The sequence below is a fragment of the Streptomyces rapamycinicus NRRL 5491 genome (assembly GCF_024298965.1).
GTDB lineage: Bacteria > Actinomycetota > Actinomycetes > Streptomycetales > Streptomycetaceae > Streptomyces > Streptomyces rapamycinicus.
Genome location: NZ_CP085193.1, coordinates 10801939 through 10818070, shown reverse-complemented (window position 1 = coordinate 10818070; position 16132 = coordinate 10801939). Strand labels below are relative to the sequence as shown.

Annotated in this window: 16 protein-coding genes; 11 read left to right on the top strand and 5 right to left on the bottom strand. The window is 68.3% G+C overall.

What is annotated here, in order from left to right; genetic code table 11:
• The first annotated feature begins 5 nt into the window (after nucleotides 1-5).
• From LIV37_RS45030 to LIV37_RS45005, 6 genes are all read left to right on the top strand, one after another.
• Nucleotides 6-1163 carry an acyl-CoA dehydrogenase family protein gene (locus tag LIV37_RS45030; RefSeq protein ID WP_020873735.1) on the top strand — a complete coding sequence of 386 codons (1158 nt, stop codon included), beginning with the start codon at nucleotides 6-8 and terminating at the stop codon, nucleotides 1161-1163.
• Between the two features lie 64 nt (nucleotides 1164-1227).
• A complete protein-coding gene (locus tag LIV37_RS45025) occupies nucleotides 1228-2298 on the top strand; it encodes an LLM class flavin-dependent oxidoreductase (protein WP_020873734.1) in 1071 nt (356 codons plus the stop codon).
• Nucleotides 2295-3422, top strand: a complete 1128-nt coding sequence (locus tag LIV37_RS45020) for a phenylacetate--CoA ligase family protein (protein WP_202979700.1) — start codon at nucleotides 2295-2297, stop codon at nucleotides 3420-3422. Before LIV37_RS45025 ends, LIV37_RS45020 begins: the two co-directional genes overlap by 4 nt.
• A gap of 19 nt (nucleotides 3423-3441) precedes the next feature.
• Nucleotides 3442-5070: an AMP-binding protein gene (locus tag LIV37_RS45015; RefSeq protein ID WP_121826613.1), complete on the top strand. Its 1629-nt coding sequence runs from the start codon at nucleotides 3442-3444 to the stop codon at nucleotides 5068-5070.
• A gap of 24 nt (nucleotides 5071-5094) precedes the next feature.
• Entirely contained in the window at nucleotides 5095-5613 is a 519-nt protein-coding gene (locus LIV37_RS45010) for a flavin reductase family protein (RefSeq protein WP_020873731.1), read from the top strand.
• Between the two features lie 18 nt (nucleotides 5614-5631).
• On the top strand, nucleotides 5632-6822 hold the full coding sequence (locus tag LIV37_RS45005; RefSeq protein ID WP_020873730.1) for an acyl-CoA dehydrogenase family protein: 1191 nt from the start codon (nucleotides 5632-5634) through the stop codon (nucleotides 6820-6822).
• 108 nt (nucleotides 6823-6930) lie between these two features.
• Here the strand turns inward: LIV37_RS45005 and LIV37_RS45000 are convergent, their stop codons facing one another.
• Nucleotides 6931-7674 carry an SDR family NAD(P)-dependent oxidoreductase gene (locus LIV37_RS45000; protein WP_309471227.1) on the bottom strand — a complete coding sequence of 248 codons (744 nt, stop codon included), beginning with the start codon at nucleotides 7672-7674 and terminating at the stop codon, nucleotides 6931-6933.
• A gap of 130 nt (nucleotides 7675-7804) precedes the next feature.
• Here LIV37_RS45000 and LIV37_RS44995 point away from each other — a divergent pair, with 130 nt between their 5' ends.
• The 5 genes from LIV37_RS44995 to LIV37_RS44975 all read left to right on the top strand — a co-directional run bounded on the left by LIV37_RS44995 (nucleotide 7805) and on the right by LIV37_RS44975 (nucleotide 13129).
• Entirely contained in the window at nucleotides 7805-8881 is a 1077-nt protein-coding gene (locus LIV37_RS44995; protein ID WP_202979701.1) for an LLM class flavin-dependent oxidoreductase, read from the top strand.
• A gap of 120 nt (nucleotides 8882-9001) precedes the next feature.
• A complete protein-coding gene (locus LIV37_RS44990) occupies nucleotides 9002-11476 on the top strand; it encodes a TIGR03619 family F420-dependent LLM class oxidoreductase (protein WP_020873727.1) in 2475 nt (824 codons plus the stop codon).
• Nucleotides 11477-11506: 30 nt separating this feature from the next.
• On the top strand, nucleotides 11507-11761 hold the full coding sequence (locus tag LIV37_RS44985) for a hypothetical protein (RefSeq protein WP_020873726.1): 255 nt from the start codon (nucleotides 11507-11509) through the stop codon (nucleotides 11759-11761).
• A complete protein-coding gene (locus LIV37_RS44980; protein ID WP_020873725.1) occupies nucleotides 11749-12612 on the top strand; it encodes a cytochrome P450 in 864 nt (287 codons plus the stop codon). Before LIV37_RS44985 ends, LIV37_RS44980 begins: the two co-directional genes overlap by 13 nt.
• A 43-nt stretch (nucleotides 12613-12655) precedes the next feature.
• Nucleotides 12656-13129 carry a nuclear transport factor 2 family protein gene (locus LIV37_RS44975; protein WP_020873724.1) on the top strand — a complete coding sequence of 158 codons (474 nt, stop codon included), beginning with the start codon at nucleotides 12656-12658 and terminating at the stop codon, nucleotides 13127-13129.
• A gap of 19 nt (nucleotides 13130-13148) precedes the next feature.
• On the opposite strand, the gene LIV37_RS44970 is transcribed toward LIV37_RS44975, so the two are convergent.
• The 4 genes from LIV37_RS44970 to LIV37_RS44955 form a co-directional block, all read right to left on the bottom strand.
• On the bottom strand, nucleotides 13149-13502 hold the full coding sequence (locus LIV37_RS44970) for a VOC family protein (protein ID WP_020873723.1): 354 nt from the start codon (nucleotides 13500-13502) through the stop codon (nucleotides 13149-13151).
• A 48-nt stretch (nucleotides 13503-13550) separates the two neighbouring features.
• Entirely contained in the window at nucleotides 13551-14306 is a 756-nt protein-coding gene (locus tag LIV37_RS44965; protein WP_020873722.1) for an SDR family NAD(P)-dependent oxidoreductase, read from the bottom strand.
• A gap of 69 nt (nucleotides 14307-14375) precedes the next feature.
• Complete coding sequence (locus tag LIV37_RS44960) at nucleotides 14376-14981, bottom strand: PadR family transcriptional regulator (protein WP_121826614.1); 606 nt, start codon at nucleotides 14979-14981, stop codon at nucleotides 14376-14378.
• On the bottom strand, nucleotides 14978-16096 hold the full coding sequence (locus LIV37_RS44955) for an LLM class flavin-dependent oxidoreductase (protein WP_020873720.1): 1119 nt from the start codon (nucleotides 16094-16096) through the stop codon (nucleotides 14978-14980). The genes LIV37_RS44960 and LIV37_RS44955 overlap by 4 nt, the downstream gene beginning before the upstream one ends.
• Between the last annotated feature and the right edge of the window lie 36 nt (nucleotides 16097-16132).

The following is a 16132-nucleotide window of genomic DNA, read 5'->3' as shown; positions in this document are numbered from 1 at the left end:
TCGACGTGAGGTTCGCCTTCACCGATGAACAGGAGGAACTGCGCCATACCGTGCGCAGGCTCCTACAGGAACGCGCACCGTCCGAGGAGGTCCGCCGAGCGGCCGCCACAGCGGAGGGTCATGATCGGAAGCTGTGGAGTCTGCTGTCGGAGATCGGCCTCCCGGCCCTGCCCGTCCCCGAGGAATACGGCGGCGCCGGGTTCGGCTTCGTCGATCTGGCGGTGGCGCTGGAGGAGACCGGACGCGGCCCTCTCCCCTCCCCGCTCCTGCCCTCGGCCGTACTGGCTTCCGGTGCGGTTCTATCGGGCGCTGACCGCGACGCCCGCGAGGAGTTGCTGCCCGGCATCGCCGCCGGAGACACGCTCGCCGCGCTGACCGGCGTCGACCTCGCTCACGGAGAACCAGGATCCGCCCTTGACGCACGGCGGACCGGCGGAGGCTGGGCGATCGACGGCATCGACCCCATGACGCTGGGCGGCGAGGCGGCAGATGTACTGGTCATCACGGCCCACACCCCTCAGGGGCCCACCTTGTTCGTCACGCCTGGCGACACGGCCGGGCTGACGCTTTCACCACTGACGACGATGGACGAGACCCGGCGGTTCGCCCGGACAGAGTTCCGGAATGTGATGGCGACGTGCATCGGCACCCCCGGCTCCGCTGCCGGGGCAGTGCGGCACGCGGCGCGCCTGGCCCAGGTCTCCATCGCCCTGGAGTCTGTCGGCGGCGCCCAGCGGTGTCTGGACATGGCCGTCGAATACGCCCGGACGCGCGTCCAGTTCGGACAGCGCATCGGATCATTCCAGGCGGTCCAGCACCTGCTCGCGGACAGCCTGCTGCGGGTGGAATCAGCCCGGTCCGCCGCCTGGTACGCCGCCTGGTGCGTGGACAGCGCGCCTGAACGGCTGCCGCTGTACGCGTCGCTCGCCAAGTCCTACTGCACGGAGGCTTACCTGACGGCCGCCGGTACCTGCCTCCAGGTGCATGGCGGTATCGGCTTCACCTGGGAGCACGACGCTCATCTGCATCTCAAGCGGGCGAAGTCGTCGCAGTCCCTGCTCGGCAGTCCTGCCGAGCACCGGGTCGAGGTGGCCGAGCGGATCGGGCTGGCACCGTCGGCGAAAGACGGCGGATTCACCGAGTCAGGCACCCGAGGGGGTTGAGCGCTCAGGGGTGCGGCGCTACATTACCTAGCAAGCGCTTGGTTAAACAGAAGGGAGGCGGCGGATGGGATCGCTGCGGGTGGGCCTGGGCTACGAACTCGAGGTACGAGGACGTTCTTCACAGGTGGAACAACGGAGCTTCGAAAATCTGCTGGAACAGGTGACGCTCGCCGACACGCTGGGCTACAGCACGGCGTGGATGGTGGAGCATCACTTCACGCGAGGCTTCTCGCACTCCTCCGCCCCCGATCTGGTGCTGAGTGCGCTGTCCCGGATCACCACGCGCATCAGGCTCGGCCTCGGCGTGGTGCTCCTGCCCTTCCAGCACCCGGTGCGGACGGCGGAGCGCGTGGCCACTTTGGACATCCTCAGCCAGGGCCGCGTCGAGTTCGGAACCGGACGTGGCGCCTCGCCGCTGGAGTACCAGGCATTCCAGCGGCCCTTCGAACAGTCGCGTCAGCTGTGGGAGGACAACCTCGACACGGTTCTCGAGATCTTCGAAGCCGATGGAGAGCCGGTCAGCGCGGAACACGCGTACTGGTCGGTGCCCGATGTGGGGGTGTATCCGCGTCCCGTACAGAAGCCACATCCCCCGGTCTGGGTGGCCTCCACGAGCCTGGACGGCTATCTGGCGGCCGCCAAGCGGGGCTACAACCTCCTCGGGATGACGATGCTCAAGGGCATGGACGCGGTGGCCGAGGACATCGCCGCGTACAAGGCGGAACTGGCCCGCAACGGCTTCGACCCCGAATCCCGCAGGATCGCCCTGATGATCCCCTGGCATGTCGCGCAGAGCCGGGAGGAGGCGTACGAGAACGCGGCGGACGCCATCCTCTGGTACATCCGCCGACAGGTGAATCTGGTGGCGCCACCGGACTACTACGACGCCCGTCACGCCACCCACCGCGTCCTCGGGGCGCTGGCAGCCGGTCAGTCCCCGGAAGAGGCGATCGAGACCCTGCGGGACAACCTCATGATCGTCCTCGATGACGTGGAGGGCTCACGCCGCGCGATCGCGCGCCTGGAAGAGGCGGGAGTGACTGACCTGATCGGTCAGTTCCAGGTCGGCGGTCTGGCCAACGAGCACGTCCTGAACACCATCAAGCTCTTCGCAACCGACGTGGTGACACTGTGAACGCATCGATTTCCTGGGCCACCCGCGAGGAACTGCCCCGCATGGGCCTCTCCCCCGCCACCGCGCGCGGGCTGCTCCTGACCTCCCCCGACGGTGAGACCGTCGTCCCGTTCGGTGACACCGATCTGGCCGAGGCTCTCGGCCTCACCCGTGAGGCACTCACCGCGGCCGGTGTGACCGGTGGCGACCGCGTCGTCGTGGCACTCAACAACGACGGCGACCTCGGCGGTGCCCTGATCGCCCAGGCGGCAGCCGATGTCGCCGAGGCGGCCGTCGCCACCGGGCCGCGGGGCCGGATGCGCTTGCTGCGTACTCTCCAGGCGCTGCGCGGGAACGTCCTGGTGGCCACCCCGACCGGAGCGGCCGACTTCCTGGCCCGCCTGCATCTGGAGTTCCTCGTCGACCCGCTCGACCTCGGGCTGCGCCTTCTGGTGTTCACCGGCGAAATCGTCGACCAGCGCACCGTCCGGCATGTGGCGGCCGAGTTCGACACCCGCGTGGTCGAGCTCTATGCCGACCCGGTGACGGGTGTTCCGGTCGCCCACCGCGACGCGGAGGAGCCCGCGGCCGTACTGCGGCCGGTCCGGCCCGGGCTCCTGCACTGTGCCCCGCTGGACGAGGACCGGGTGCTGCCCTCCCCGTATCCCTCCGGCACCGCGGAACTCATCGTGACGCACGAGTGGCACGATCTGCTCGATGGCATCGCGGTCCGCACCGGTCAGGTGGCACACATCACGGACGGCGCGACGGGCATTCCCACTCCCTGGCACACAATCGGTGACCACATCCTGATCCGCGGCCGCTGGGTCCCGCTGAGCGGCCTCGATCACGCCCTGCGAGGCATCGACGGCATCAGCCGCTGGCAGTTGGAGATCGACCGTCGGGGCACTCTGGACACCAGCACCTTGGGGGTCACCTTCAACCGTCCGAGCCTGGTGAACAACGGCATGTGGAAAGGCCGGATCGCCCAAGCACTCACCGCGCTCACCCCCGTGCACATCGACGTCACGGTCGAGGAGACGGTCGAGGAGACCTCGGCACCGCCGACGATCACGGATCACCGAGGGCAGCACCTCGGCAGGGACCGCAAGACATCGGTCCGAGCGCACACCACCGGCGGGTAAACGAAGAGGAGCGCGGAAGATGGAACCTGTACCCGGCTGGGGAACGCTGCCGCGAATGCTCCGGGACCGTGCGGCCATCGCCCCCGACGCCCCGGTAGTGGCGGACGGAGAGGTGACTGTCACCGCTCAGACCCTGCGTGACCAAGCCGCCTCGGTAGCACGCGCCCTCATCGCCCTCGGCGTCCAGCCCGGCGACCGAGTCGCGGTCTGGGCGCCCAACACCTGGAAGTGGGTGGTCACCGCCTTCGGGATCTGGGACACCGGAGCGATCATCGTGCCGCTGAGCACCCGGGGCAAGGGCATCGAAAGCGAGGATCTTCTTCGGCGCACCGGTGCCAAGGCACTCTTCGTCCACGAAGGGTTTCTCGGCGTCAGCCAGCTGTCCATGCTAGCCGAAGCCGCCCAGGGGCCAGGCGATGACCACCCGTTCCACGGGCTGCCGGACCTGCGCGACGTCATCCTCCTCGATGGTGCCGGACAGGGCGTCGGAGTCCGGTCCTGGACCGATTTCGTCTCCCGGGCCGACTCCGTACATCGTACCGAGGCCGAGCGGCGGGCTCTCACCGTCCGGCCGGAGGACCTGTTCGAGATCCTGTGCACCTCGGGCACCACCGGCACCCCCAAGGGGGTGGCCCTGACCGGCGAGCAGATTCTGCGCGCCTACTGGGACTGGAGCGAGGTCGTCGGTCTCCATGAGGGAGACCGATACCCGGTCATCAGTCCCTTCGCCCACGGTTTCGGCATCAACGCGGGCATCATCGCCTGTGTCGCACGGCTGGCGACCATCCTGCCCATCGCGGTGTTCGACCCGGACGGGGCACTCGGCCTCATCGAAAAGGAGCGGCTGAGCATCCTGGCCGGTCCGCCGAATCTGTTCGCGCGCCTCCTCTCGGACCCGGAACTGCCGGGCCGGGACCTGACATCGCTGCGCGTCGCGATCGTGGGTGCGGCGGCCGTACCGACCGAACTGGTGCGGGCCATGCGGCAGCGTCTCGGGACCGAGCGCGTGGTCAACGCCTACGGGCTGATCGAGGGCTCGGTGGTCACCATGACCCGCCCCGGGGACCCGGCGGAGGTGGTCGCCTCGACCGCGGGCCGGCCCATGCCCGGCGTGCGTCTGCGCATCACGTCCGATGACGGCAGACCGCTGCCGCCGGGCGAACGCGGTGAAGTCCACGTAGGGGGCTACGGCGTCATGCGGGGGTACTGGGACGCGTCCGGAACGCCTTCGGCCGGGGTGGACGAGGAGGGCTGGCTGCACAGCGGCGACATCGGGGTGCTCGACGAACGGGGAAACCTGACCATCGTCGACCGCAAGAAGGACATGTTCATCGTGGGCGGATTCAACGCCTACCCGGCCGAGATCGAGAACCTTCTGCAGCGCCATCCGGCAATCGGGCACGCCGCCGTCGTGGCCGTACCGGACCAGACCCTGGGCGAGGTCGCCTGGGGCTTCGTGGTCCCCCGCCCGAACACCGGGCTCGTCGAAGGCGAGGTCATCGCCTGGGCCCGGCAGCACATGTCCAACTACAAGGTGCCGCGCCGCGTGATCGTCATGTCCGAGCTGCCGACCACCGCCAACGGCAAGACCGACAAAACGGCTCTGCGTGCCCAGTTGTCCGCTCTTCCTGGACAACCGGGACAGTAACGTTCACACCCTCTGGAGCTCACCATGCCCACTACGACCGACTCGCCGTCCCTCGGCCCGTCCGAGGCGCTGGACTCCGCCACCTTCCGCACCGTCCTCGGCCACTTCGCCACAGGTGTCGTCGCCATCACCGCCATCGACCCCGAAACCGGCATCCCCACCGGCCTGGCCGCGAACTCCTTCACCTCCGTGTCCCTGGACCCCCCGTTGGTGGGCTTCTGCGTCGCCCACACCAGCACCTCCTGGCCCCGGGTCCGCACGGCGCAGCGGTATTGCGTCAATATCCTGGCCGAGCACCAGGAGGAGGTGTGCCGACAGCTCTCCCGTAAGGGTGCGGAGAAGTTTCATGACGTGGGCTGGGCGCCTTCGCCCGGCGGTGCTCCCGTACTGGACGAGGCCGTGGCCTGGCTCGAGGTGACGACGGAGGACGAACACCTCGCGGGCGACCATGTCATCGTGGTTGCCAGGGTGTGCCACCTCGCGGCCGAGGACCGCTCGCCACTGCTGTTCTTCCGCGGTGGCTACGGCCGGTTCACCGACTAACGGGCCCGGGACACAGGCATGGACCTACGGTTCAGTGAAGAGGACGAGGCATTCCGCGCGGAAGTGCGGGCATGGCTGGCCGACAACCTCACAGGTGAATTCGCCGACGCACGAGGGCTCGGCGGGCCAGGCCGGGAACACGAAGCCTTCCCGCTGCGGCTCGCTTGGGAGCGGCGACTCGGCGAGGCCGGGTGGACATGCCTCGGCTGGCCCCGTGAGCACGGCGGCCCAGGCGCCTCACTGGCACGGCAAGTGATCTTCCACGAGGAGTACGTGCGTGCCGACGCCCCCGTCCGGGTCGGCCATATCGGCGAGGGACTGATCGGGCCCACCCTGATCGACCTGGGCACCGAGGAACAGAAGGACCGCTTCCTGCCGCCGATCCTGCGCGGCGAGGAGCTGTGGTGCCAGGGCTACTCGGAGCCGGACGCCGGCTCGGACCTGGCCGGGGTACGGACCAGGGCGCGGCTGGACGGCGACGAGTGGGTCATCGACGGTCAGAAGGTATGGACGTCACTCGCCCACGAGGCCGACTGGTGTTTCGTCCTGGCACGCACCGACCCCGCCACCACTCGCCACGCGGGCCTGTCGTACCTGCTGGTGCCCATGCGGCAACCCGGCGTCGAGATCCGGCCGATCGTCCAGATCACCGGCACCTCGGAGTTCAACGAGGTCTTCTTCGACGGCGCGCGCACCCCGCGGGAGAATGTGGTGGGCGCGGTGGGCGACGGCTGGCGGGTGGCCATGGCGACGCTGGCGTATGAGCGCGGTGCGTCCACTCTGGGCCAACAGCTGGGCTTCCGCAGGGAGTTCGATCGGATCGCCGCGATCGCCAGGGAGAACGGGGCGATCGGCGACCCGGTTCTGCGGGACCGACTCGTTCGCTCCTGGATCGAGTTGGAGATCATGCGGCTCAACGCGCTGCGCACGATGACGTCGCTGGGTGACGGGGAACCGGGGCCCGAGGTGTCCTTCGCCAAGCTCTACTGGTCCACCTGGCATCGCGAGTTCGGAGAGCTCGCGATGGACGTACTGGGCATCGACGGACTACTCGCGGAGGGCCCGCCGTACGATCTCTCCTTCGCGCAGCGGGTCTTCCTCTTCAGCCGGGCCGACACCATCTACGCGGGGTCCAGCGAGATCCAGCGGAACATCATCGCCGAGCGCACTCTCGGTCTTCCGCGTTCCCGGGGGAAGGGCTCCTCATGAGGTCTGCCACCATTCCGGGTTCATTAGGCGGCGTCGGCTCGCACGGCGAGGCCGGGTTCGTTCGGCGTGACCGGCGGGTGGCGGATGCCCCCGCCGGGACACGCGGCCTCACGCCCCGTAGCCTCCGTCGACGTCGAGCATCTGGCCGGAGATGAACCCGGCCCGGTCGGAGGCCAGGAAGCACACGGCCTCGGCGATGTCGGTCGCGGATCCGAACCGCCGCAGGGGGATATTGCCGCGGGTGACCTCCAGGGCCTGTTCATCGAGGTCGCCCGAGCCGATCAGCCGTGCGGCCATCCCGTCGAGCAGCATTCCGGGGCCCACACAGTTGGCACGCACGCCGAACCGGCCCTCCTCCGCGGCGAATCCGCGCACAAGTGCTTCGACGGCCCCCTTCGGCCCGGCGGAAAGCCCGTCCCGGACCGGGAAGCGACGGGTGGCGGCCGTGGTAACCGCGACGATGCCGCCCTTGGCCGCGCGCAGCCGTGGCAGGGCCGGCTGCACCAGGTTGAAGAAGGCGATCGCGTCCTCCTCGATCTGCTGTCGGAACCGGTCCGGCGTCACCCGGCTCAGATGCACCATGGGCACATGCGGTCCGGCCGCGTAGACGAGGGTGTGGATGCCGTCGAAACGGTCCGCCACCTCGTCCAGGAAACTCGCCGTCGCGTCCGCGTCCGACAGGTCCAGCGACCAGGCGGCCGCCCGGACGCCCGCCGCCTCGGCCTCCTCCGCCAGGGCGGCCCCGGCCTCGGCGTTCTTCCGGTACGTCAGCGCCACATGGCTGCCGCGCCCGGCCAGCATGCGGGTGATGGCGGCACCGATGCCACCAGTGGCACCAGCGATAACTGCCACACCCGGTCGGTCGGCGAAGTCCCGCATCCGATTCTCCTGTCTCTTGTTTCCCGACTGCTAGACTACCAAGCTAGCGCTTGGTCAGACGATACGTCATCGTTCAGCGCACCCATCCAGCGAGGAGTGAGCCGTGGTCACACCGCGTAGGCCCATGAAGTTCTCGACCTTCAACCTGTTCCACCAATTCGACGGCATGTCCGTACGAGAGGTCTACGACTACAACCTGGAACTTGCCTCCTATACAGAGGAGTTGGGATTCGATGGCTTCTGGGTGGCCGAACACCACTTCCGGCCATACGGAACGATCCCCTGCACTCCCGCGCTGCTCTCCTACATCGCCGCCCGCACGGAGCGGCTACGGCTGGGCACCGGCATCGTCGTGCTGCCCCTGCACAACCCGGTACACATCGCGGAGCAGATCGCCCAGCTCGACGTACTGTCCGACGGACGGGTGGACTTCGGTATCGGCCGGGGCTACCAGAGCGTGGAATTCGAGTCCTTCGGGCTGAACCTGGCGGAGGCTCGCGACCGGTTCAACGAAGCCCTCGAGGTGATCCAGGGTCTGTGGACGCAGGACAACTTCCAGCACACGGGCACGTACTACCGGACCGGCGCCATCAATCTGGTACCCAAGCCCCTCCAGAAGCCCCATCCACCCGTCTATGTCGCCGCGGTGAGCCCCGAAACCGTCGAGCTGTACGCCGCTCGCGGCCTGCCGATCCTGGCCGACCCCGCCGCCACCTTCAAGAAGGTCGGCCGCGCGGCGGAAGCCTGGCACGCCTCCGCGTCCGAGGCCGGCCATGGAGGTTCGGACACGGATCTCGTGGTCACCCGCGCGGTGTATGCCGCGCCCACCATCGAGCAGGCCCGGGCGGACCAGGAGCGCTTCGAGCGGCTCTTCAACCGCGAGCGGATCTTCAACCACCAGAGCGCGCCTATCGACTCGTCCACCGGTGAGATCGCCAAGGGCTTCGAGTACTGGCAGGACCGCTACCTCAAGGGCGGCTCGGTGGACAGCGACTTCCGGTGGGAGCAGCTCGAGGTGATCGGCGACCCGGAACGGGTGATCGGCCAGATCCGCACGCTCCAGGAATTCGGCTACTCTCAGTTGATGTGCGACTTCGGCAGCACACGGCCGCTGCCTCTGGATGAGATGAAGAAGACCCTCAGGTTCTTCGCCCAGGAGGTCATCCCCGCGTTCCGCTGACCAGCCGCGCAGGAACGTCGCACACCACTTGAAACATCACCAAGCATGCGCTAGGTTGACCAGAAATCCGGGTCCGGCCACGTCGGGACTGCACGGCCCCACGTCGCACAGGAGGCATCCTTGACGGCGACACACACCCACTCGCCCTTCGCCAATTACGGCTATGCCGTACTGACCGCGCAGGCTCTGCGCACACCGGACGCCGTGGCGCTCGACTGCGACGCCGGACGCCGGACGTACGCCGAACTGAACCGCCAGGTCAATCGGCGCGCCGCGGTACTGCGCTCCCGGGGCGTCGTCCAAGGCCGCCGGGTCGCGTGCCTGCTGCACGCGCCGTTGGGCATCACCGAGGTCTATATCGCCGCGGCCAAGACGGGGACCGTCGTAGCCGCCCTCAACCCGTACTGGTCCGATGACACGCTCGTGGCGATCGTGGAGCGATCCGGCTGTACGGCGTTCGTCTATGACGGATGGGCCGACGATGTCGTCGAGCGCATCCGCCCCGCGCTGCCGGGAGTGACCGACTGGCTGCGGCTGGGCGGGCCCGCCCCCGCGACGGTGGACTTCGACGGCGAGAGCGACGCCGCTTCCGACGCCGAGCCGGAGCCCGGGGCACGCCACGACGATCCGCTTGCCCTGTTCTTCACCTCGGGAACCACGGGACTGCCGAAGGCGGTGGTGCACACCCACTCCGGCGCGCTGTCCACCGCGCAGCTGTGGCTGGACGTACCTCGTGGCCCGGATCCGGTCTTCGGTACCGGACCGATCATCTGGGGGGTCGGCTTCATCGCCATCGCCGGGCCGGCCCTCTACGGCGGAATGCGCCTCGTCCTCGAGGCCGACTTCAGCCCCGCGACCTTCCTCGATGCGGCCGCGCGCGAGCGCATCACGCATATCAGTGTGATCCCCAGCTTCTTCACTGAGCTGCTGCGTGACAACCAGCACCGCCAGGCGGATCTCACGTCCCTGCGAGTGGTGCTCCTCGGAGGCGAATCCGTGCTGCCGGCCGTACTGGCGCGTATCAAGGAGCGACTGCCCACGACCGAGGTGTTCTCCTACTACGGACAGACCGAAGCCCCTTACAGCGTCATCGGCCGCCCAGGGACGGCGATGGCCACGAGGGCCGTCGGGCGGGCCCGTACGGCCTGCGCCGTGAAGGTGGTCGACGCCTCGGGGAACCGGCTGGTCGGTGAGGCCGGGGAAATCTGCCTGACCGGACCGCATCTGCTGGCGGGCTACGACGGCCAGCCCGAGCAGACCGCCGAGGTGCTGCGCGACGGCTGGTACGTCGGTGGAGATCTCGGCGTGCTCGACGAGCACGGCGCACTCACCGTCCTTGGCCGACGGCAGGACGCCATCGCCCGGGCGGGTCGGTACGTACTGCCGGGCGAGATCGAGGAAGCCGCCCTGGCGGTTCCCGGCGTCGCGGAGGCCGGAGCGGTCGCGGTCCCCGGGAAAGGCCGGGACCAGCACATCCTTCTGGCCGTGGCGCCCGTGCCGGAGCAGGATCTGGACGAACCGACGGTACGCGACGCCCTCGCCGAGGTGCTACCGGAGCACTGCCGCCCGGACGCCGTGGTGATCGCCGACAGGCTCCCACACGGTCAGGACGCTTCCGGCGGCCAGGGCAAACTGCTGCGCCGCGAGATCCGCGACCGTTGGGCCCACCGGGTCCAGGGGCGCGGCCTCCGATGCCGCCCCCGAGGTGCCATGTTCTTCGGTGTACAGATGTTTCCCACGGAGTACTCGATGGCACCGGCCGAGTTCGGCCGGGCGGCGGAGACGCGGGGATTCGAGTCGGTCTTCTTCCCAGAACACACCCACATTCCGTCGGGGCGGGAAACACCCTGGCCCAGCGGAAGTGAGCTGCCACGGGAGTACGCACACTGCCTGTCGCCGGTGGTGTCCATGACGGCGGCAGCCACGGCGACAACGCGGGTGAAGGTGGGAACCGCGATCTGCCTTGTCGTCCAGCACGATCCGATCCTGCTGGCCAAGGAGATCGCCTCTCTCGACCTGATCTCCGGTGGGCGGCTGATCCTGGGGGTCGGGGCCGGATGGAATCGGGAGGAGATGCTCAATCACGGCACCGATCCGAAGACCCGCATGACGCTTCTGGGTGAGCGCATCGAGGCGATGACGGCGATCTGGACCGAGGACGAGGCCAGTTACCACGGCCGGTTCGTCGACTTCTCGGCGATCTGGTCCTGGCCCAAACCTCTCCAGCGTCCCCGTCCGCCGGTGCTGATCGGCGGAAGTGGCAGCGGGGTCCTGCAGCGCGTGCTCGACTACGGCGACGGCTGGATGCCTTTCCGCGACGGATCCGACGACTGGTCTTCCGCCGAATTCGCGTCCACCGACCCGGAACCGTTCGAAGAGGAGCTCTCCGCACGGGTGGCCGAACTACAGGAAAGAGCTGCCGAGCTGGGCCGGGACCAGGCGCCGGTAACCCTGTTCAACGCCAAGCCGCAACGCGAGGCACTGCGACGCTATGCCGCACTGGGTATCACCCGGTGCGTTTTCTGGCTGCCGTCGCTGCCCGCCGAAGATCTGCTCCCCCGGATCGACCAGCTCGCGGACCTGGCTCACGGGTGAAGCCGCCTCCCCACGAGACAGGAGACCACCATGTCCGAAACCACAGCTCAGGCGCTTGCCGAGGTACCGCGTGTCGACCTCGCGGACGAGAGGTTCCGCACGAACCCGGGGACCGCCTTCGACCTGATCCGCCAGCAGTCCTGGATCATCCAGACCTTGCGCGGGTACGAAGTCCTCTCCTACGACGTCGCACGGCAGATGTGCTTCGACCCACGGCTCGACAGCATCGGCCCCTCCTACTACACCGACGCACCGACTCACTGCGGCCGCGGATGCGCGCCGTAGCGAGCGGGCTCATCGACCGGATGGCCGACCGGAATCCGTTCGACCTCGTCGCCGACTTCACCCACCTGTATCCGCTCGAGGTGCTCTGCGCACTGATGGGTGTACCGGAGGAGGACATCGGACGGTTCAGCGGCTGGACGGTGGACTTGGGGCTCCTCGCCCGGTTCCCGCTCACGCCACATCTGGCCCGTATCGATGCCGCGATCCTCGGCCTCCGTACGTACTTCCGCGAACTTGTCGAGCTCCGGCGCCGACAACCGGACGAAGACTTCGTCAGCACGCTGATCGCGGCCCAGACCGAGACCGGGCCGCTCACGGAGGATGAGCTCCACGGCGCGCTTCTCAACCTGCTCTTCGCCGGTCACGACACCACTCGGTACCAGTTCGGCTGGGTGGTCCAGCTCCTCCTGGAGCACGGCGAGTGGGAGCGGGTGTGTACCGAGCCGGACCTCGTTCCGGGCGCGGTCGAAGAGGCGATGCGCCTTGAACCGGCCTTGCACATCATGCTGCGCAAGGCGGTCGACGCCGTCGAGTACCACGGTCTGACACTGCCCGCCGGCACTCTCCTGGCAGTGAACATCTATGCGACGAACCGCGACCCGGCGATGTTCCCGGATCCGCACCGGTTCGACGTGACGCGTGCCAACGCACATCGGCACCTCGGCTTCGGGCACGGCGGTCACCTCTGCCTCGGCCACGCACTCGCGCGCGCCGAGATGGCCGAGGCGCTGGCGCTGTTCGTGCGGTGGCTGCCGGACCTGCGTCAGGCGGGTGACCCGGACTATCCCGAAGGGTTGTCGTCGATGAGCGGCGCGGAGCGTATCCCTCTGACGAATCGTCCACAACGTTGACCGGCCTCCGACGGCCGACTCGGACTCCCCTGGAGAGGAAGCCATGGCACCCCCGGTATCCGGTTACCACGTCATCCCCAACCTGCTCGCCCGCTACGCCGAGCTGATCGACTCCGGTGACTTCCACGGCCTCGGCCGGTTGTTCGCCCACGCCACCATCACCGTCGAGGAGAACGACATAGAGGTCAGCGGCGAGGGTGAAGTACGGGCGATGTACGAGCGGTGGACTCGGCTGTACTCCGACAATGGCACCCCGCACACGCGGCACGTGACGACCAACCCCATCCTCGATGTGGACGACGAGGGAGGAACGGCCACGTGCCGCTCGTATGTCACCGTCTTCCAGTGCACCGACGCACTGCCCCTACAGCCGATCCTGTCCGGCCGCTATCACGACCGTTTCCGCCAGGTGGACGGCCAGTGGCGTTTCGAGCACCGTCACATGATCAATGAGTACACCGGCGACCTGAGTCACCACATGCTCCAGGCGTTCGGTGGCAGCGTGGTGTCCGGCTGAACGGTCGGCGGGAAGATACTCAGTGCTTGGCTGAGTACACGACGACGGGATTGCCCCACGGGTCCTCGACAACGGCACGAACCTCGTGTGGGCCCTCCTCCGGTTCCCGAACGACCTTGGCGCCCGCGTCGATCATCCGCCGCACGGTGGCGGACACGTCCTGGACCTTGAAGGAGGCCGCCGGGGTCCCGCCGGTGACATCCTCCTCCTCACCTGCGATCGCCAGCGTCACGCCTCCCGCGTCCAGTGCGGCGAAGCGGTCGCCGTCCGTGAACTTGGTGGCGAGGCCGAGCGATTCACCGTAGAAGGCCGCCGCGGCGCCTACGTCGGCCACGGGGTAGAGCACATTACCGATCTTGCTGTCGTCAGCCATGCCATCGCTCCGTTTCTTCCCGACCCCACGGGTCGGCTGTTGTCCCGCTCAGCGGATAAGCAGTCCGCCGTCAATGGTGTACACCGAGCCCGTGATGAACCGCGAGTCGTCGCCGGCGAGGAAGGCGACCAGTGTCGCCACTTCTTCCGGTGTCCCCCATCGCCCCGCGGGGGTGGCCGCCACCGCCCCGGCGACGGGCTCGTTGGCCGGTTCCGGTGTGCGGTAGGACGCGTTCAGTTCCGTGGCGATGTAGCCGGGACACACTGCGTTCGCGCGGACGCCCCGATCCCCGTATTCCAGGGCGACTCTTCGCGTCAGCCCCACCAACCCGTGTTTGGCTGCCGTATACGAGCTGCCGCCCCCTGCCGCGAACAGCCCCGCAGAGGACGCCATGTTCACGATGGAGCCGCCCCCGCTCGCCAGCAGGTGCGGCAAGGCACTGCGGGTGACCAGGAAGGGACCGGTCAGATCGACGGCGACAACCCGATGCCACTGCTGCAGGGGGACTTGATGGGTGGGGGTGGCGTCATCGACGACGCCGGCGACGTTGCAGACCACGTCGAGTCGTCCGAACGCATCTGCCGTCCGGTCGACGGCCTGTTCGACGTGCCCGGCATCGCTGACGTCCGCCACAAGTGATGTGACGCGCCCCTTGGGAAACGACCGCATCGCCGCGGTGAGCGCCTCGCCGTCGCTGTCGAGCCCCGCCACTCGTACTCCGCGACCGACCAGCTCACGGACGACGGCTCGGCCGATGCCGGAGGCCGCCCCGGTCACCAGCGCGGCCTTGTTCTCCCAACCCATGTCAGCCTCCGAGGACACAGAGTAACAAGCAAGCGCTTGGTGCAAGTCTTGCCTCTCCGCTCGACACCGTCAAGCCACAGGGCCTCCCGTTCCCTCCTTGCACGTTGGGGCCTCGGCCCTGCGCTCGGCCAGTTCTCGTCGCAACTCCCCGAGCGCTTCGGCCTGCGCCTGGTTGGAGCGGGCCATCCAGCGCAGCGCCATCGCGGCATAGGCCAGCTCGGAGCGGTCCTCGGTGGTCTTCAGCGCGGCCCTCACGCCTTCGAGGAACTCGTTCAGGTGCGCGTCGTAGGCGTCGATCAGCCGGTCCATGCCCGCCCCGCCGGTCAGGTGGCCGAGCCAGATCCGCATGGCCACCGGATTCTTGACCATGGGCGGCCGGAACGGCGCCGACTCCACATGCCTCTCGAGCGCCGCCGCGCCGTCCTCGGTGAGCCCATAGACCCTTTTGTCGCGCCCGTGCCCCTGTGGCTCCAGTCGGGATTCGGCCCACCCCAGTGCTTCCAGGCGCTGCAGTTCCGAATAGATCTGGCTCATCGCGGGCGCCTGGTAGAAGAAGCGCAGGCTGTGATCAGCCCACTGCTTGAGTTCGTACCCGGAGAGCCCGGGCGCGTAGGAGAGCAACCCCAGGACGGCCCACCCCGCGGCGGACGCCCCGGGGCGGCGCGGTGTCATCATCGACGGAAGTGGGGGATCACCGTGCTCCCCCACTGCCGGATGGTCTCCATGCACACGTCCTGGGGGACTGTTCCCATCTGGATCAGGCACATGATCTCGTCGGCACCGGCATCGATCAGCTGCCGCACATACTCGATGGCGTCGTCCGCGGTCCCGTAGGCATGCGATCCGTGGTACTTCTCCCGCATCGAGGCGTTGACCGGGATGTTCGACTCGTGCAACATCGCGACTTCCTGTTCGGCGGCCCGGGCCAGTTCGGCACGTTCGTCGGCGCCCTCGACCACCGCCTCGTCGGGGATGCCCGCACCGCCGTACCAGTGCGCGATGGACTGGGCGAAGAAGCGCTGGCCGCGCAGTCCGATGCGCTCAGCCCTTTCCCGGTCGTCGAGCACGATGGTCGGGCACAGCGCGGACAGATGGTCATTCACCACGGTGGAGACGAACCGGTCGCCCGTGCGGGCGGCGATCGCCTCGTCGTAGACGCGGCGCATGTCCGCCACGTCCTTGGGGCCGGCGAATCCCATGACCAGGGCGCCGGTCCCGAACTCGGCCGCCTCCTTGAGGGTTTCCTTGCGACTGCAGGCCATGAACAGCGGAGGATGGGGCTCCTGGAGCGAGCGCGGGAGCACCGGGTGAGGCTCGATGTCCAGCAGTTCGCCGTGCCACTCGAACTCGTCCTTCTGCCACACCTGCCCGATGATCCGCAGTGCCTCCTCCACCTCCGCCTTCGTGCGGTCCATGTCCACTCCGCACAGCGAGGTCTCCTGGACGGTGCCGCCCCTCCCGGCCCCCAGGTCCAGCCGCCCGCCGGACAGGATGTCCAGCATCGCCGCCCGTTCGGCCACCCGGACCGGGTGGTTGAATCCGAACGGCATGCACACCACTCCATGGCCGACGCGGATGCGTTGTGTCCGCGCCGCCACCCAGGTGAGGAAGATCTCCGGCGCGCTCATATGCGCGTACCACTTCAGAGCGTGGTGCTCGACGGCCCAGATCCGGTCGAACCCCATCTCCTCGGCGAACACGGCCTGCTCCACGCAGTCACGCAGCACCTGCTGTTCGTGTTCGCGGGTCGGATCGGCCATCTGGGCCTCGAAGATCATCGAAAACTTCACGGGTTCCGCCTCCGTGTGGTGGGTGGGGTGTTCCGA